Source organism: Algoriphagus resistens (assembly GCF_001442615.1).
GTDB lineage: Bacteria > Bacteroidota > Bacteroidia > Cytophagales > Cyclobacteriaceae > Algoriphagus > Algoriphagus resistens.
This window is the reverse complement of record NZ_LMXN01000011.1, coordinates 174,353-189,813: the sequence shown is the minus strand read 5'-3', so window position 1 is coordinate 189,813 and position 15,461 is coordinate 174,353. Positions and strand designations below refer to the sequence as shown.

General features: G+C 41.2%; 12 protein-coding genes. 3 read left to right on the top strand and 9 right to left on the bottom strand.

Features of this window, described 5'->3' with window-relative positions; translation table 11 throughout:
- Window positions 1-11 precede the first annotated feature (11 nt).
- The 3 genes from atpE to AS141_RS18375 all read right to left on the bottom strand — a co-directional run bounded on the left by atpE (window position 12) and on the right by AS141_RS18375 (window position 2,010).
- Window positions 12-269: an ATP synthase F0 subunit C gene (gene atpE, locus AS141_RS18390; protein WP_057939158.1), complete on the bottom strand. Its 258-nt coding sequence runs from the start codon at window positions 267-269 to the stop codon at window positions 12-14.
- Window positions 270-308: 39 nt separating this feature from the next.
- Window positions 309-1,334 carry a F0F1 ATP synthase subunit A gene (gene atpB, locus AS141_RS18385; RefSeq protein WP_057939157.1) on the bottom strand — a complete coding sequence of 342 codons (1,026 nt, stop codon included), beginning with the start codon at window positions 1,332-1,334 and terminating at the stop codon, window positions 309-311.
- Between the two features lie 445 nt (window positions 1,335-1,779).
- Entirely contained in the window at window positions 1,780-2,010 is a 231-nt protein-coding gene (locus tag AS141_RS18375; RefSeq protein ID WP_057939155.1) for an AtpZ/AtpI family protein, read from the bottom strand.
- 147 nt (window positions 2,011-2,157) lie between these two features.
- Here AS141_RS18375 and porW point away from each other — a divergent pair, with 147 nt between their 5' ends.
- The 3 genes from porW to uvrC all read left to right on the top strand — a co-directional run bounded on the left by porW (window position 2,158) and on the right by uvrC (window position 8,956).
- The gene (porW, locus tag AS141_RS18370) at window positions 2,158-4,779 is read left to right on the top strand and encodes a type IX secretion system periplasmic lipoprotein PorW/SprE (protein WP_057939154.1); all 2,622 of its coding nucleotides are present in this window, start codon (window positions 2,158-2,160) and stop codon (window positions 4,777-4,779) included.
- 3 nt (window positions 4,780-4,782) lie between these two features.
- Window positions 4,783-7,089 (top strand): penicillin-binding protein 1A, encoded by a 2,307-nt coding sequence (locus tag AS141_RS18365; RefSeq protein WP_057939153.1) that lies wholly within the window; start codon window positions 4,783-4,785, stop codon window positions 7,087-7,089.
- Window positions 7,090-7,150: 61 nt separating this feature from the next.
- Entirely contained in the window at window positions 7,151-8,956 is a 1,806-nt protein-coding gene (uvrC, locus tag AS141_RS18360) for an excinuclease ABC subunit UvrC (RefSeq protein ID WP_057939152.1), read from the top strand.
- Between the two features lie 15 nt (window positions 8,957-8,971).
- On the opposite strand, the gene porN is transcribed toward uvrC, so the two are convergent.
- The 6 genes from porN to AS141_RS18330 all read right to left on the bottom strand — a co-directional run bounded on the left by porN (window position 8,972) and on the right by AS141_RS18330 (window position 15,436).
- On the bottom strand, window positions 8,972-9,790 hold the full coding sequence (porN, locus tag AS141_RS18355; RefSeq protein ID WP_082632356.1) for a type IX secretion system ring subunit PorN/GldN: 819 nt from the start codon (window positions 9,788-9,790) through the stop codon (window positions 8,972-8,974).
- A gap of 33 nt (window positions 9,791-9,823) precedes the next feature.
- Window positions 9,824-11,437 carry a type IX secretion system motor protein PorM/GldM gene (porM, locus tag AS141_RS18350; RefSeq protein ID WP_057939151.1) on the bottom strand — a complete coding sequence of 538 codons (1,614 nt, stop codon included), beginning with the start codon at window positions 11,435-11,437 and terminating at the stop codon, window positions 9,824-9,826.
- A 41-nt stretch (window positions 11,438-11,478) separates the two neighbouring features.
- On the bottom strand, window positions 11,479-12,282 hold the full coding sequence (gene porL, locus AS141_RS18345) for a type IX secretion system motor protein PorL/GldL (RefSeq protein WP_057939150.1): 804 nt from the start codon (window positions 12,280-12,282) through the stop codon (window positions 11,479-11,481).
- Window positions 12,283-12,340: 58 nt separating this feature from the next.
- Complete coding sequence (gene porK / locus AS141_RS18340) at window positions 12,341-13,435, bottom strand: T9SS ring complex lipoprotein PorK/GldK (protein ID WP_057939149.1); 1,095 nt, start codon at window positions 13,433-13,435, stop codon at window positions 12,341-12,343.
- A gap of 169 nt (window positions 13,436-13,604) precedes the next feature.
- On the bottom strand, window positions 13,605-14,585 hold the full coding sequence (locus AS141_RS18335) for a PorP/SprF family type IX secretion system membrane protein (RefSeq protein ID WP_057939188.1): 981 nt from the start codon (window positions 14,583-14,585) through the stop codon (window positions 13,605-13,607).
- A gap of 77 nt (window positions 14,586-14,662) precedes the next feature.
- Entirely contained in the window at window positions 14,663-15,436 is a 774-nt protein-coding gene (locus AS141_RS18330) for a uroporphyrinogen-III synthase (protein WP_057939148.1), read from the bottom strand.
- Window positions 15,437-15,461 lie beyond the last annotated feature (25 nt).

Below are 15,461 nucleotides of genomic sequence, written 5' to 3'. Positions count from 1 at the left end.
TCAAAATTTGATTAGCTGATGCCCGCGATGTTTAGCGCGATCAACAAACAGATTACCGCTGCGAACAGGGAAACCACCTCAATCAAAGCTGCAATAATCAACATTGCACCTTGGATTTTACCAGCAGCTTCAGGCTGACGAGCAATAGCTTCCATCGCCTGACCACCAATACGACCGATACCTAGGCCTGCGCCAATCGCAACAATACCTGCACCGATACCAGCTCCCATTAGAGCATAACCAGCAGTCAACAAGATAATAGTTAACATAAGTTTGAATTTATAAATTGAACAAAGAAATTACTAAAATTAATGATCTGCATGCGTATGCTCAGCTACCGCAGAACCTATATACATCGCTGAGAACAACGTGAATACATAAGCCTGGATCGTGGCGACCAACAACTCAATTAGATTTATAAAGGTAACCATCAGTGTACTTGCCACACCGATAGTATACGATTCGAAGATGAAGGCTAAAGCTATAAAGCCAAGGATTACGATGTGTCCTGCTGTGATCGCCACAAAAAGTCGAACCATCAAAGCAAAAGGCTTGGTAAACAAACCGATAATCTCTACAGGAACGATGATCAACAACATCAAAGGAGGAACTCCCGGTGTCATAAAGACGTGCTTCCAGTAATCCTTATTTCCATTCACGTTGGTAATAATAAAGGTCAACACTGCCAACACCAAGGTTACTGCAATATTCCCAGTCATGTTCGCAGCCCCGGGGATAAGTCCAAGCAGGTTGCCAAACCATACAAAAAGGAAAAGTGTAATCAAATACGGCACAAATCGCTTGTACTGAGGACCGATAGCCTCTTTTGCAATATCGTCTCTTACAAAGATCACAATAGGCTCAATGATAGCAGCAGCTCCCTTGGGGGCAACAGCACCGTTTTTCTTATAGAATGAAGCCGCAGAAAGAGCCATCCAGGCAACGACGATCAACACGATAAACAGCATCACCACGTTTTTGGTAATCGAAAACTCGATAAAGCTACCGTGATCTACTCTTCCCAAATGATCATGCTCATCTATATAATACCCTTCATGAGCGTACTGCTCACCAAATTGATGCGTTTCGTGGTCTTGAAAATCCGTTGATGTAAAAAACTCCAAACCCCTGTCCCCAGAATAAACTATTACCGGCAAAGGGAGCGTTACATGAGTATGTCCCAGCGTAACCAAATGCCACTCATGTGAATCCTTCACGTGGTGCATGATGAAGCTAGTCTTATCTTCTTCTTGCTCTGCGGCAAAAGTGCTGCTATTAAAAACAAGCAAAAATGCTGAAATTAAAAGACTTAGGGCCAGTATTTTACGCTTCATTAACTCTATTTTTTGAGGGCTACTTTGAAATCGGGCGCAAGTTAGACAGAAAGGCGTAGATATCAAAAACTAAGTAGAACAAAAAAATCACGAAGAAATCCGCTATAAACAGAATAATATTCTCCATTCCTGGCCAGACTGCTATTCCAATAAATACAATTGTGGCTATAAATCTGAGAATCATGGCTAAAACCATGATATTGAAGAAATTTTCTGCAAATGATTTGAGGAGAAACCTGTTCAATAAGCTGATCAAAAAAGACAGAATCATCATGAAAAAATAAATGCTCCAGATCTTTTCGTGTACAATATCCGGTAATAAAACACAAAATAAACTGATCAACCCCGCAACAGCAGCTGAGAAAAGCAGGAATTGAAGGTGCATATTTTTAGGCAAGCGCATAGTTTTTGACTTTTGCCTGCAAAATTACCTCATTATTTTAACTCATTTACTATCCTGCTTCATGGACATCCATAGTTGATAGAAAGCAAGGATAATCGAAAGAAAGCAAAACAGCAGTAACCATACAGGGAACTTCATGTCGCTCTTCTGCTGAAGCCACCAACCAAACCAAGTTCCCGCACCTATGATCCCAAAAAGCTGAAAGGAAAGGCCAATGTACTTCACATAGACTGGGGTACTCTTAGGTTTGGTATCTTTACGTTCTGGGATCATAATTACAAGTGTAAAGCCTTAATTTATTAAAATTTTTCTTAGAGAACCTATGCTGAGTTCACCTGATACAAATAATAGACCATCGAATTCGTTCACTAAGTAAACCAAAAAACCTATTTTGCTACTTGAAATTGGGCAATGTAACACATGAGGAGAATTTCCAGACTAGCGTTAGTCGTTTTACTTTTTAGCGGAGCGTGTTCTTCTGAGCGCAACACCTTTACTAACAGGACATTCCATAATGTCACTGCGCATTTCAATGCTTACTATCTTGCTGATGTGAGATTGAAGGAGGTAGAAACTGAGGTTTTTCAGAATTACAAAGAAGATTACACACAGATTCTTCCGGTTTTTATCCCATTTGATTCTGCAACTATTCAGGCTAATGCTGAAAAGCTCCAATCCTCCAGAGAATTGGCTTCCAAAGCAATCGAATGGCACAAGATCAGCAATTGGGTAGATGACAGCTACTACATCCTAGGTAAACTCGACTATTACCAGTCGCACTTTGACGATGCACAGAATACCTTCAAATATGTCAACGTGAATTCAAAAAGTGCAGACCTGAGACATCAAACCCTGATCACTTTGCTTCGCCTTTATGTAGATCTAGCGGAATTCGAAAACGCGAATTTCACCATAGACTATCTTTCTAAAGAGACGGGGATTTCAAAGGAAAATCGGTACGATTTATATAGGACCCTTGCGTATTATTACGAAAAAAGAGGAGACAGAAGCGGGGTAATCGGAGCTTTGGACAAAGCGATAGAATATTCCCAGGACAAAAAAGAAGCTTCCCGGATCAATTTCATTCTCGCACAGCGGTACCAGCGTGAAGGTTTTGATGCACTCGCCTTTGAATATTATGAAAAATCCTTAGAAGGAAATCCCCCTTACGAGCGGAGCTTTTACGCACAACTATATGCACAGCAAGTTGCAGAACTTAATGCCTCAAAAGATCTGAAGAAAGTAAGAAAGTATTATGACGATCTCTATGAGGATCCTAAAAACAGAGACTTAAAAGATGTAGTCATCTATGAACGTGCGCTTTTCGAGGAAAAACAGGGAGATACAGTGCTTACGCTCGATTTATTACATCAGGCAGCAAAAGAGCCCGGCAGTAATCCAAGGGTGAAAGGTTACATTTATCAGAAACTGGCAGAAATAAATCTTGGGGAATTTAAAGATTACCGGGCCACAAAGTACTACCTGGATTCTGCACTGACATTCATAAATGAAAGAGATCCTGCCGCCCTGGATATCACTAGCCAAAAAGAATCTCTCGACCAGTATGTGTTCCATTTTGAGCGAATCAAAAGCAATGACAGCTTACTGACATTGGCAGGATTAACTCCTGATGAACAAAAATCAGTCGCTGAAAATTACATCAAATCGGAAGAAGAAAGACTGATGCGGGAAGCAGCGGCGCTTCAAAAACCCGAAAGCACCAGTATATTCGACAATCTGTTAGCCTTCAGCGACAGAGGCTCCGGTTCCTCGTTTTACTTTGACAATAGTGTGGCGATGCAACAAGGTGCTATTGATTTCAGGCGGACTTGGGGAAACCGCCCATTGCAAGACAACTGGAGAAGAAGTGATGTGAGTTTCCAAAGCACCGAACCGACCATTTCTGAGTCTTCAGAAAATGATTCCACCGCTTCAGAAACAGAAAGCGTAGTTAGCCAATTGCCAACACTGGAGGGGTTATTGGCAGAAATCCCAAGTTCCCCGGAGCAAGTACAAACATTAAACCTTGAACTGGAAGAATCTTACTTTGAGCTTGGCAAGCTGCTGTATTTTGATCTAAAAGAAACGGAGCAGAGTGTAGATAATCTAGAAACATTAGTCCGTGAGTATCCTACTTCAGCCAGAAAGCCAGAAGCGTACTATTTATTGTATTTGGCTCAAAAAGACTTAGGAGGAAATTCACAGCAGTATGTCAGTCGCCTTAACCGGGAGTTTCCTGAGTCCCAATACACATTTTCTGTAAACAATCCTGACGCCGCTTCTGGCAATTTGGCTTATGTGGAATCTTCAAAAAAATACGAACAGGCCTATAATGCATATTATGAAGGACAATATCAATTAAGTAAAACTATCATAAAATCTGCATTGGAAGAATATCCGCTTACACGCAATACTGAGCGGCTACTACTGCTGGATATCATGATTACCGGGAAAACTGAAAGCCGTGCCAGATACCGGGAACGCCTTGAGAATTATATCCTGAATTCTCAAGACAAGAATTTGGTAGAATTGGCAAGGAATATGCTGAAACCTATGCTATCCCAGGCCGAACTTGCAGAACTCAATCCGAAAGAGGTAAACCAAACCGATTCCACCCTGGTTGACAGCAGTGAATCAGCGGAAAATGGAGGAAATGAGACCTTGGCAGATTCTCCTTATAAATACAGTGAAAGCGCAACACATATCTTTGTAATCGCAATGGATCCTAAGCAGTCTGAAACTGCGAAAAATCTTCTGGCAGACTTGGATAATTTTCACACTGCAAATTTCTCCAAACAAAGGCTAAGAATAGGGGATATGACTTTGAATAGGGAAAATGTGATTTACATCATTAGCCCTTTTCAAAATGCCGAAAAGGCAAAAGAGTACTATAGTAAGTTTCAGAAAGAATTCAATTCCGATGGACTCCCTGATGAAATAAAGTCCGATTCATTTGTGATCTCTCTTGAGAACTTTCAGATGCTGAACAAAAGCAAAAATTTAGAAGAATACAGGACTTACTTTAAGTCCGCATATAAGTAAACTATGAGTAACAAAGCAGCCCCCCAAACAGCCAGTTGGGTATCCAAGACTATTAAGTTCCTTTGGATTGCATTTATCGCCTGTTTTTTAGGTTTCATTCTATTCGTTTGGATGATTAGTATCAATTTTCTGGGGCTTTTCGGGTCACTTCCGGATTTTAAAGCCTTAGAAAACCCGGACTCTCAAATAGCATCTGAGCTCTATTCCTCTGATGGGCTTCTATTGGGAAGATATATTCGGGAAAACAGAAGTCCAGTCTCCTTTGAAGAACTCTCCCCTACGCTGGTAGAAGCACTCATAGCTACCGAAGATGTCCGCTTCGCAGATCATTCAGGAATTGACATGAAGGCAATGATTCGGGTTTTTGTCAAATCCATTCTGCTCGGCCAAGATGCCGGAGGAGGATCGACACTTAGCCAGCAAACAGCCAAAAATTTGTTTAAGACAAGAACCGATGCCAGTAATGGCCTTCTCAGTTCTGTGCCAGGCCTCAGGATGCTTATCATTAAAACCAAAGAATGGATTGTGGCTACACAATTGGAAAAGGCTTACACAAAAAATGAAATCCTTACCCTGTATTTAAATACATCAGATTTCGGTTCCAATGCCTTTGGGATTAAAACAGCCTCAGAAACTTTCTTCAATAAAAAACCTTCTGAGTTGGCCACTCAGGAAGCGGCTGTATTGGTGGGTCTTTTCAAAGCTCCTACTTACTATAGCCCGGTGTATAATCCTGATAATTCTTTAAGAAGAAGAAACACGGTGCTTGCCCAAATGATGAGAAATGATTACCTGACAAGAGAAGAATTTGACTCCCTGTCCAGTTTGCCTATTGAATTGAACTATAGCGTAGCAAACCAGAATAAGGGTCTGGCGACCTATTTCCGGGAAATTGTTAAAGCAGATTTGATAAAATGGACTAAAGAAAATCTAAAATCAGATGGAAGCTCCTATGATTTGTACGGTGATGGGTTGAGGATTTATGCCACCATTGACAGCAGAATGCAGCGCTATGCAGAAGAAGCGGTGGCTGATCACATGAAAGGTCTACAATCTCTTTTTTATAAAGAGATGGGAACTAGAGATCCCTGGGTGGATGGAAACAATCAGGTCATTCCTAATTTCATCGAAGATGCGGTACGAAGGACCGAAGCGTACCGATTGCTTAAAGTGCGGTATGGAGATGATACAGACTCCATCGATATTAAGTTGAATGAGAAGAAGAAAATGAAGGTTTTTTCCTGGGAACAAGGAGAAGTTGATACACTTATGAGTTCGATGGATTCCCTTAGGTATTATAAGAAGCTCCTTCAGGCAGGTTTTATGAGTATGGATCCCCATACCGGTCAGATCAAAGCTTGGGTAGGGGGACTGGATCATAAGTACTTTAAATTTGATCACGTGATGAGAGGAAAAAGACAGCCAGGCTCAACGTTCAAACCTTTTGTCTATGCCGCCGCTATTGAAAATGGGTATAGCCCCTGCTATAGTGTCATTGATCAGCCGGTGGAAGTCTATATCCCAGGCCAGCCGGCCTGGAGTCCTTCCAATGCTGACGGCAAATTCACCTATGAAAAAATGACTATTCGTCAGGCTATGGCTCAGTCAGTTAACTCCGTCACTGCCTATATGATGAAGAAATTGAGTCCCAAAATAGTAGTGGAAACTGCACGAAGATTGGGCATAACCAGTGACCTTGAGGAAGTGCCATCTTTGGCTTTGGGGGTAAATGATGTATCGATTTTCGAGATGGTAGGAGCCTTTGGGACTTTTGTGAATAAAGGTGAGCATACCACCCCTTTCTATATAGATAGAATAGAGGATAAAAATGGCAATGTTATCCAGCAATTCACTGCAAAGAAAAGGCCGGCCATGAGTGAAGAACATGCCTACCTGATGACCTACATGCTGCGAGGTGGCTTTGAAGAAGGAGGAGGAACCAGCCAGGGAGTGCCCTATTCCTTACGTGAAGGGAATGAGTTGGGAGGAAAGACCGGTACTACGCAAAACGCTTCCGATGGATGGTATATCGGTATCAGCAAAGACCTTGTAAGCGGCACTTGGGTTGGAGGCGATGATAGAGCCATCCACTTTAGAAGTTGGGTCGCAGGACAGGGCGGACGCACTGCCAGACCTATTTGGGTAGATTATATGGCCAAAGTATATGCCGATGAAAGCTTAGGCTACACCAAAGGCCCGTTCCCAAGACCTGACCGTCCGCTGAGCATAGAAATTGATTGCGATGTCTATGAAAAAGAGAGTCAGCGATTTGCTGATTTTGATTTCGATGCAAAGAAAAACGATTTCTAGAAAAACATAATTCAGCTTAAAAAACAGCCCAAATCCAAGGCTGTTTTTTTAATTTTAGCCCATGCAGTCATCCTCCTTTTTACCTACTGACCATCTTACGCTCCCTGATCATCCAGGAGTGTATAAGTATTTCAATGAGGAAAATGAATTGATCTATGTAGGCAAGGCTAAAAGCCTCAAAAAAAGAGTCAGCAGCTATTTTAATAAAAGTTCCGGTATCAACCGGAAGACCAGAAAAATGGTCACTGAGATCCGGAGAATAGAGATCACTTTAGTGGACAGCGAATTTGATGCGCTTTTGCTTGAGAATAATCTTATAAAAAAGTCTCATCCCAAGTATAATATTCTTCTCCGTGATGACAAGACCTATCCTTACCTTTTGTTAACAAAAGAGAATTTTCCCCGAATTTTTCCTACAAGAAAAATGATCCCCAGAAAAGGCACCTACTATGGTCCTTTTGCAAGTGTAAGAGCGATGAATACCGTACTCGATCTGATTCGTGAACTATTTACCATCCGGACTTGCAAGCTTGATCTATCACCGTACCAAATAGCTGAGGGAAAATACAAAGTATGCTTAGAATACCATATAGGGAACTGCCAGGGACCTTGTGTCGGCCATCAACATGAAGCTGACTACCTGAAGGATTTAGAGCAGGCAAAACACATTTTAAAAGGAAACCTAGGTGTAGCTAAGGCGCATTTCAAGCAAGAGATGCAAAATCATGCAGAGAATCTGGAGTTTGAAAAGGCACAGCGGATGAAAGAAAAACTTGCTTCCCTGGAGAATTATCAGGCCAAATCGCTCGTAGCAAGTCCTTCGATTAATAACCTTGATGTGTGTACCATCGTCTCTGATGAGAAAAATTCCTATGTTAATTACATGCGAGTAAAAAACGGTTCGCTGATCACATCCAAGAATGTGGAGCTAAAAAAGAAATTGGATGAATCTGACGAGCAATTACTTTTAACTGCACTGATCCGGCTTCAGGATCAATTCCAAAGCGACGCTGAAGAGGTTCTGTTAAATATTGAATTGACAGAACCTATAGAAGGTTTGAATGTATTCATGCCAAAAATCGGAGACAAGAAAAAACTAATCGAGCTCTCCCTCAAAAATGCGTACTATTATAAAAAGGAGAAGGCACTGCTTCAAGGTGTCAATCAGGATAAAAAAGATCGGGTAATCCGTCAGTTACAGCATGATTTAAACTTACCTGATATTCCAGATCATATCGAATGCTTCGATAATTCAAATATTCAAGGCACAAATCCTGTGGCCAGCATGGTATGCTTCCTCAACGGCAAACCAGCAGTGAAAGAATATCGTCACTATCATATCAAAAGTGTGGTAGGACCAGATGACTACGCCAGTATGAAAGAGGTAGTGGGCAGGAGATACAGGCGCTTGCTTGATGAGGGCAAACCAATGCCTAAGTTGATTGTAATTGATGGAGGTAAGGGACAGCTATCCTCAGCCGTGGAAGCTCTAAAAGAGCTGGGCGTCTATGGACAGATGCCGATTATTGGTATTGCAAAACGACTGGAGGAAATCTACTTTCCTGGAGACTCCTATCCCGTCCACATTGACAAGAAATCTGAGAGCCTCCGGCTATTACAGAGAATCCGGGATGAAGCGCACCGCTTTGCTATCACATTCCATAGAAACGTAAGGAGTAAAAATGCTTTTGGAACCCAGCTGACAGCAATTCCTGGAATAGGAAAAAACACAGCTGACAGTTTACTGAGCCACTTTAAATCAGTGAAAAAAATAAGCGAGGCCAGTGAGCAGGAAATAGCTGAGGTAATAGGCGCAAGCCGAGCCAAGAAATTGATAGCATGGAAGCAAAAAAATAAAGGGGCTTAAAAGCCCCTTTTAGTATTACCACTCCCAAAGGGAGTTTTCGTATTCTAATAGTTTGTATTCAAATTCCAGTGCATCCACGTAGGCTTGCATCTCGGGATTCGGATGATCAAGTGCCACAAGATCTGCGATCAATGCCTCCTCCGAATTTGTGAATTTCCTGACAACTGACCTAAATAATCTCGTCTCAAATGCCTCATCGTAAGTTAAGCTTTTGGAAAGGTTTTGGAAATTAATCCATCTAGCTTCGGGATGATCTTTAAAGTACTCATAGAAATCCTTGTACCTGATGAAGGCGATTGTTTTCTGACCAGCATTTGAATTCGTCTCTGAAGGCATAACCAATTCAAGGTACTTGATATCAAATACCATATCAGAATGATGCTTGTCAAAAACAAAATCCTCTCTAAAATCAAGGTAATAAAGCTGCTTCGCAAAGATACTGTCACCAGTGGCATTTAGCCAGAAATTATCCTGAAATTCCGCAATAGAAAGCGGTTGGGTAAATTCTTCATCAGCGAAAACCTCCAATGCATTCTCTTCTACAATAGCTTTGTAGATATGATTTACAATGCCATTTTCTTTGGTGTCCCCTGCCCCATATAGCGGTTTATTGTACTTTTCACGAAGGTCAATTCTTCTCCATACTCCGATTTGATACATTTTATCGTCCTCTCTGATCCTTTTGGCAGAGAAAACAGTATCCATATCAAACTGGCGATCACCATACCCCGAAGGGCTTACACTTGTAGGGGCTATTTGCGCCTCACTTGTAAAAGGTGCAATGCCTGCTGCAATAAGCAGGGACAAGATTAATTTTGGAAGAAACTTTTTCATAATCATTCGTTTATCTTAATCCCTAATTACTTGTTACTTAACGCGAATAGGGACAACTTGTCGTAATTCTGAAGGAATCTTATTTCCTCTGAAATTTGTCCTGGTTACTTGCCGGATTTCAAATACCACAACATCTCCAGCTCTCGCGCTTTCTAATAACGAACGCATTGCCAGACTATTACCATTTGAGATCTGAACTGTTTGTCTTGGCACCTCATTTCTCAGCAATCTCATTTCACCACCGGTCACCTCGAAATTGGCATCCTTGGCCATAGTTCTTGCAAAAGTAGGCTCTGCCTTTGCAAGCATTTTCAGCCCCATCAGAGAACTGATTGCGTGAGCCTGGCTCAAATCCAGCTCTGAACCGTTTGAAGTTGCCGCAACTAAAGAAGGTGCCGGCACTGGCTTGATGTCATAATCAACAGTACCGATTTTATTCCCGCCACTACTAACTCCAATATTTACTTTTCCTGAAGCACCTGGAATCACAGTCAACTGGCCCGGCTTACTTCCTTTAATAGACTGTCCATTGCTCACTGCAAACTCCGGAGAATAGGTATTTCCCAAAGCAGGAACTTCAATCAACAGTTCATTGGCACAATCTGCATAAAGCTGCTGAACTACTTCAGAAGAAACCTTAATGACTGGCTGGGCTACGAAATATTCATATTCCACAGGAAGTACTTTATCCTCCCCACCCACATTGGTTATAATCTCCCCATTGATCACTCTTCTGGCCAATCCTCGATCATCGTACTCGGAAGCTGGAGTCACATTAAATTCGATTTTACCAAAGCCACTGGCATCTACAGGCACTGAACGACCATCTATGGTCATTGTAGGTACTGAAGATGTAGAACTGGATGCAATAAACATATCCGCTTCAAACTTCGTACCGGCAGCTACTACATTTGATAACGCAGCTATCCTGGCTTCAGTCACGTCCGCCTTGAAAAAGAAGGAACCGATGGTGTTCTGCACAGCAGTTAACGATTCACTTTCAATATTCAACACCTCATTCTGGTATTGGGAAATCAAAGCCATCACCGCTCCAACCGGAGACTTGACAAAGTTCAACGCAACGAAATCTTTATTTCTAGCTTCTCTGTCATTAGCAAAAAGCTCGATGTCCGCAGCGTCCTTCGCTATATCGCCAAAAGTCATATCAGAAAGACCAACCGAAGTCAAGATTTCGGAAATTTTAGCAGGATATGCATTTAGCCTTGTCTTCATCTCCTCACCTCTACCATTGTTGGCAAATAGGTTTCCTGTTATTTCTGTATTCTTAAGTTGGGCGTTCACAAAGTTACCTTCGTCATTTTTTGCGTTGGATTGGGTAATCAAATCCTGCTTAAGCTGCTCTAGGTAATCGTAAGTTTCTTTAGTTGCCTCTCTGATTTGATTAGCTGCCTCCACTTTAGGAACATCCACTTCTTTATTCCCTTGTTGCTCTACGGTATAGGCGATAGATTCAACGGTTTTTTGGTTCTTATTGATGAAGTTTCTGGAGGTTCGCTCCATCCCATCGTTAATCAATACAAATTTTTGGAGGATTTGATTACTTACCTGGAGGGCCAGTAGGGCCGTTAAAACCAGGTACATCATACCAATCATCCGCTGCCTAGGTGTCTCTTTAGTTCCTGCCATTTTTAAGTTTTAATGGAATTTTTAAATGAATTGAAGAGAAATTAACCTTTCATAGCGGATAGCATTCCACCATAGATTTTATTCAATGAACTAACGTTCTGATTCAATTTTGATAATTCTGTTTTAAATGCCTGGGTTTCTTTGCCCGCTTCAGATAGTCCTTCCATCGCAGCAGTCATATTAGCATAAAACTTATTCAATGTCTTCACGTGGCTGTTGGCGTCCTGAAGTTCCATCTCATAAACTGAATTCAAAGCAGAAAGATTTTTTGTAACAGTAACTACCTGATTGTGATAAGCTTTGGCATCCTGCGATGCAGAAGACATTTCGGTAAGAGCAGCGGCAGTTTTACTGTAGGAAGCGTTCATATCTACCAGCGTCTTAGCGGCAGATTTTACATTGGTAGCATATTCATTTGTAGCAACAGCTGCATCAGAAAGGTTTCCCATTTTCTCAGCGGAGGTTGCCAGGTTTTGCATTCCTTTTCCAAGGCTTTCAATTAATTCCGGTCCTACTTTGGCGTTGGCAAGCATCTCATCAAGTTTCTGGGAAACCTGATCCCCTCCAGCCACTACTCTTTGGGCTCTTGGAGCTGCTGGTGCATCACCTGCAAGTTCTGGATATACTTTTGACCAATCCACCTCCTCATTGCGAGGCTCGAATGCAGAAAGGAAAAATATAAATGCCTCTGTACTAAGCCCAATACCAATCATCCAATTGGCACCCGTCCAATCCAGAATCTTGAACATCGCACCCAGAATAACGACGGCCGCACCAATACCATAAATTTTTGGCATTATGCTAGAATAAAATTTAGCTGAGAAAGAGTTGCTGTTACTAGCCATGTGTAAAATTGAAATTAAAGTTTTAAGGTGATTTTCTTTAGTGTTGGTATGAGATTACTTATCTTCTTCTTCTTGTTGAACTATTAACATCCATAGAACCAGAGCGTCCAATGAAAGTCAGTTTTGTTCTGAATCCGATGTGGGCCTGAGCTACATCTTCGTATTCGTAGGTTCTTGTACTCGTCTCAAGGTAATGCGCGATATCCTTCCAGCTACCACCCCTTACTACTTTTCTTGGCTCATTTGGGTCGTCATACACCGGATTTAAATCCCACATAATCGTGCTAGAAGTAGCCGCGTAGGCATCAAGCACCCATTCAGCTACATTTCCGGACATATTATATAATCCATAGCCATTTGGTGCAAACACATCTACGGGTGCTGTGTACGCAAATCCATCATCAATATAATTACCTCTTCCAGGCTTAAAGTTTGCCATTAGACAACCTCTCTTATTTTTCAGGTATGGACCACCCCAAGGGTACTTGGCAACATCTTTTCCTCCTTTGGCTGCATATTCCCACTCAGCTTCTGAAGGAAGCTCAAATGCCGGCCCATCAAATTCGCTATCATCATTTGCCCTCATGTGGTAGGTTCTCCACTCACAATATTTTTTTGCCTGATCCCAAGAAACCCCAACGACAGGATAATTATCAAATGCAGGATGGTCAAAATAAAATTCCATCAATGGATCCCCATAATGATAGGCAAAACTCGTCGACCAAACTGTGGTATCTGGCTTGAGTTCATCATAATTCAATTGCGGAGGATCTTTCAATGTGGTAGGTGTGCCGGTTTCATAGGTCCCACTTTTCACAGCTTCTAAAAATTGACGGTACTTGTTATTAGACACTTCATATTTGTCCATAAAAAATTCTGATATCGTAATCTGCTTATTCAAAGCTGATTGGGTATGAGCTATATCTTCATCAGCCTGCCCCATCCAAAAAGTCCCTGCTTTAACCGGCACCATATCATAGGGAAGATTTTGCTGCCAATTTGAACGCTTCGGAACCCCCGTCACTTCTCCTCTTCTATTCATCTTTTCGCTAGCCGCACCCTTTTTATTAAAAAGACCGCAACTCGGCAAAAGTGTCACTAATGCCAAACCTAAGGCAAGGGGCATAAAGCGGACATTAATTTTTCTATACATAAATGACGTTTTTTCGTTCATCAAATAATTACGCTGTGTAAAGTATTTTCAAAGATTCGAAATTTAGCTGAATTTGGCTCAATAATGCAAATAACCTGCCAAATTAAAGGGCAATGTTAACATCTAGTTAAAACTCCGTATATGCAAAACTCCACTATTTCAGCGAATTTCAAAATCTAAATCTTGGTGTTCTTTGAATTACGCGCTGCACCTCTCTGCTCACATTTGACAGCGTATAGCGGAGCATCAGTTCATGACTGGTAGGAGATTTGGCCTCAACGCCACTAAACACCAGATCAAATGCATATCCTAAGTTTAGAGAATTGTCTTTTAAAAGGCTGTATCCAAGAATAAGCGACACTGATTCTTCACCTCTAAAACCTATCCCTCCACTTATCTTATTCTGATGCGTAGCAATAACGCTGGCTTCATAAGAAAAATTATTAAAAGAAACTGATTTTAAAAGCAAACTAGGTTCGATCGCCAGTTGACCTACCGGTCTAAACCTATATCCAACCAGCAAATAGGAGTGGTTTTTCAGCTGATTTGAATAAGATCCATCTCCAAAATCAAAGTTTGGCTCGTTAATATGACGACTACTGAGCCCTATATAGTAACTACCTGCATCCAGCAATAGGCCTGCTCCTACGTTGAAATTAATCTGGCCCTCCTTACCTGAATTCGGGAGATTAGGTTCAGGATTCACCACAATTAGTTCTCCATAATCCAAAGAGCTGGAAAACATCCCCACATACCCACCAAAGCTTAATGTGGATCTGTTGATCTTTTTGTGGTATGCGCCTTGAAGATTGATTTCCAAATTTCCTGTAGCACCTATCTGGTCATTGACAATCGTAAGACCGTAGCCTATATTTTTTCCTTCAAGTCTTCCTTGGGCGGTTAACAACTGAGTAACCGGTGCCCCACCCTGCCCTGAATTAGTAGTATAATTTAACCATTGGGAGCGGTGCAAAGCAGAAAACCTGAATCCGTCATCCTTGCCGGCAAACGCAGGATTATAATACATGCCATTATACATATATTGGGTAAATTGAGGATCCTGCTGGGCCATCAGCGAAGAAACCTCAAAAAAGAAAAGCATGAGAATAGAACATCTCAAAAAGTATTTCGAATGACCTCTTTGAATCATCATACAATGGTTTCGTCTAACATAAAAACTATTCTAAGAATTTTAAACTGAAAAACCACAGATTTAGATTCTCTGTTTTACAAATTATTCGCTTTTTTAATATAAAGTTCCAATGCACCAGTCATACTTGGGGCATTTGGCATCGGTGCCTCAATGTCCAAAATCAAATTCAAATCCCTTACCGCCTGTGCTGTAGTAGGTCCAAATGCGGCAATCCTTGTATTTCCTTGTTCAAAATTCGGAAAATTAATTTTAAGAGATTTGATTCCTGATGGGCTGAAAAATGCCAATATATCATATTTCACATCAGCCAAATCAGAAAGGTCTGCCTCCAAGGTATGGTAAATTATCGCTTCAGTAAAGGCTATTCCATTCTTTTCCATATATTCAGGAATATCGTCTTTACGGATATCCGAGCACGGAAATAAATACTTTTCTGATTTATGTTTTTTGAAATAGTCAAATAAATCCTGTGCAGTCTTTTGACCTACGAATAATTTACGCTTTCGGATTACAATATACTTCTGAAGATAATGGGCAGTTTGATCTGAAATACAAAAATACTTCATATCAGCGGGCATCTCTATTTTGAAATCTTTGCAGATAGCAAAGAAGTGATCAATAGCATTTCGGCTTGTAAAAATCACAGCAGTATGCTTCAAAATATCGATCTTTTGTTTGCGAAATTCCTTTGGCACAACTGGTTCTACCTTTATAAACTGACGAAAATCTATCTTCAGGTTATATTTCTCTGCCAGTTGGATGTAGGGAGAATTGGCACCCGCGGGGGCCGGCTGGGATACTAGAATACTTTTTACTGGTCTAAACCTGTCTTTGGTAGCTGTGCTCATGCTTCTATTATTCCTTTTGGTGATT

Excerpts from the sequence above, each read along its gene's own strand:
- AS141_RS18375 (WP_057939155.1), bottom strand. The coding sequence starts at position 2,010 with ATGATCCCAGAACGTAAAGATACCAAACCTAAGAGTACCCCAGTCTAT.
- AS141_RS18365 (WP_057939153.1), top strand. The coding sequence starts at position 4,783 with ATGAGTAACAAAGCAGCCCCCCAAACAGCCAGTTGGGTATCCAAGACT.
- porK (WP_057939149.1), bottom strand. The coding sequence starts at position 13,435 with ATGTATAGAAAAATTAATGTCCGCTTTATGCCCCTTGCCTTAGGTTTG.
- atpB (WP_057939157.1), bottom strand. The coding sequence starts at position 1,334 with ATGAAGCGTAAAATACTGGCCCTAAGTCTTTTAATTTCAGCATTTTTG.
- uvrC (WP_057939152.1), top strand. The coding sequence starts at position 7,151 with ATGCAGTCATCCTCCTTTTTACCTACTGACCATCTTACGCTCCCTGAT.
- porL (WP_057939150.1), bottom strand. The coding sequence starts at position 12,282 with ATGGCTAGTAACAGCAACTCTTTCTCAGCTAAATTTTATTCTAGCATA.
- porW (WP_057939154.1), top strand. The coding sequence starts at position 2,158 with ATGAGGAGAATTTCCAGACTAGCGTTAGTCGTTTTACTTTTTAGCGGA.
- AS141_RS18335 (WP_057939188.1), bottom strand. The coding sequence starts at position 14,585 with ATGATTCAAAGAGGTCATTCGAAATACTTTTTGAGATGTTCTATTCTC.
- atpE (WP_057939158.1), bottom strand. The coding sequence starts at position 269 with ATGTTAACTATTATCTTGTTGACTGCTGGTTATGCTCTAATGGGAGCT.
- AS141_RS18330 (WP_057939148.1), bottom strand. The coding sequence starts at position 15,436 with ATGAGCACAGCTACCAAAGACAGGTTTAGACCAGTAAAAAGTATTCTA.
- porN (WP_082632356.1), bottom strand. The coding sequence starts at position 9,790 with ATGAAAAAGTTTCTTCCAAAATTAATCTTGTCCCTGCTTATTGCAGCA.
- porM (WP_057939151.1), bottom strand. The coding sequence starts at position 11,437 with ATGGCAGGAACTAAAGAGACACCTAGGCAGCGGATGATTGGTATGATG.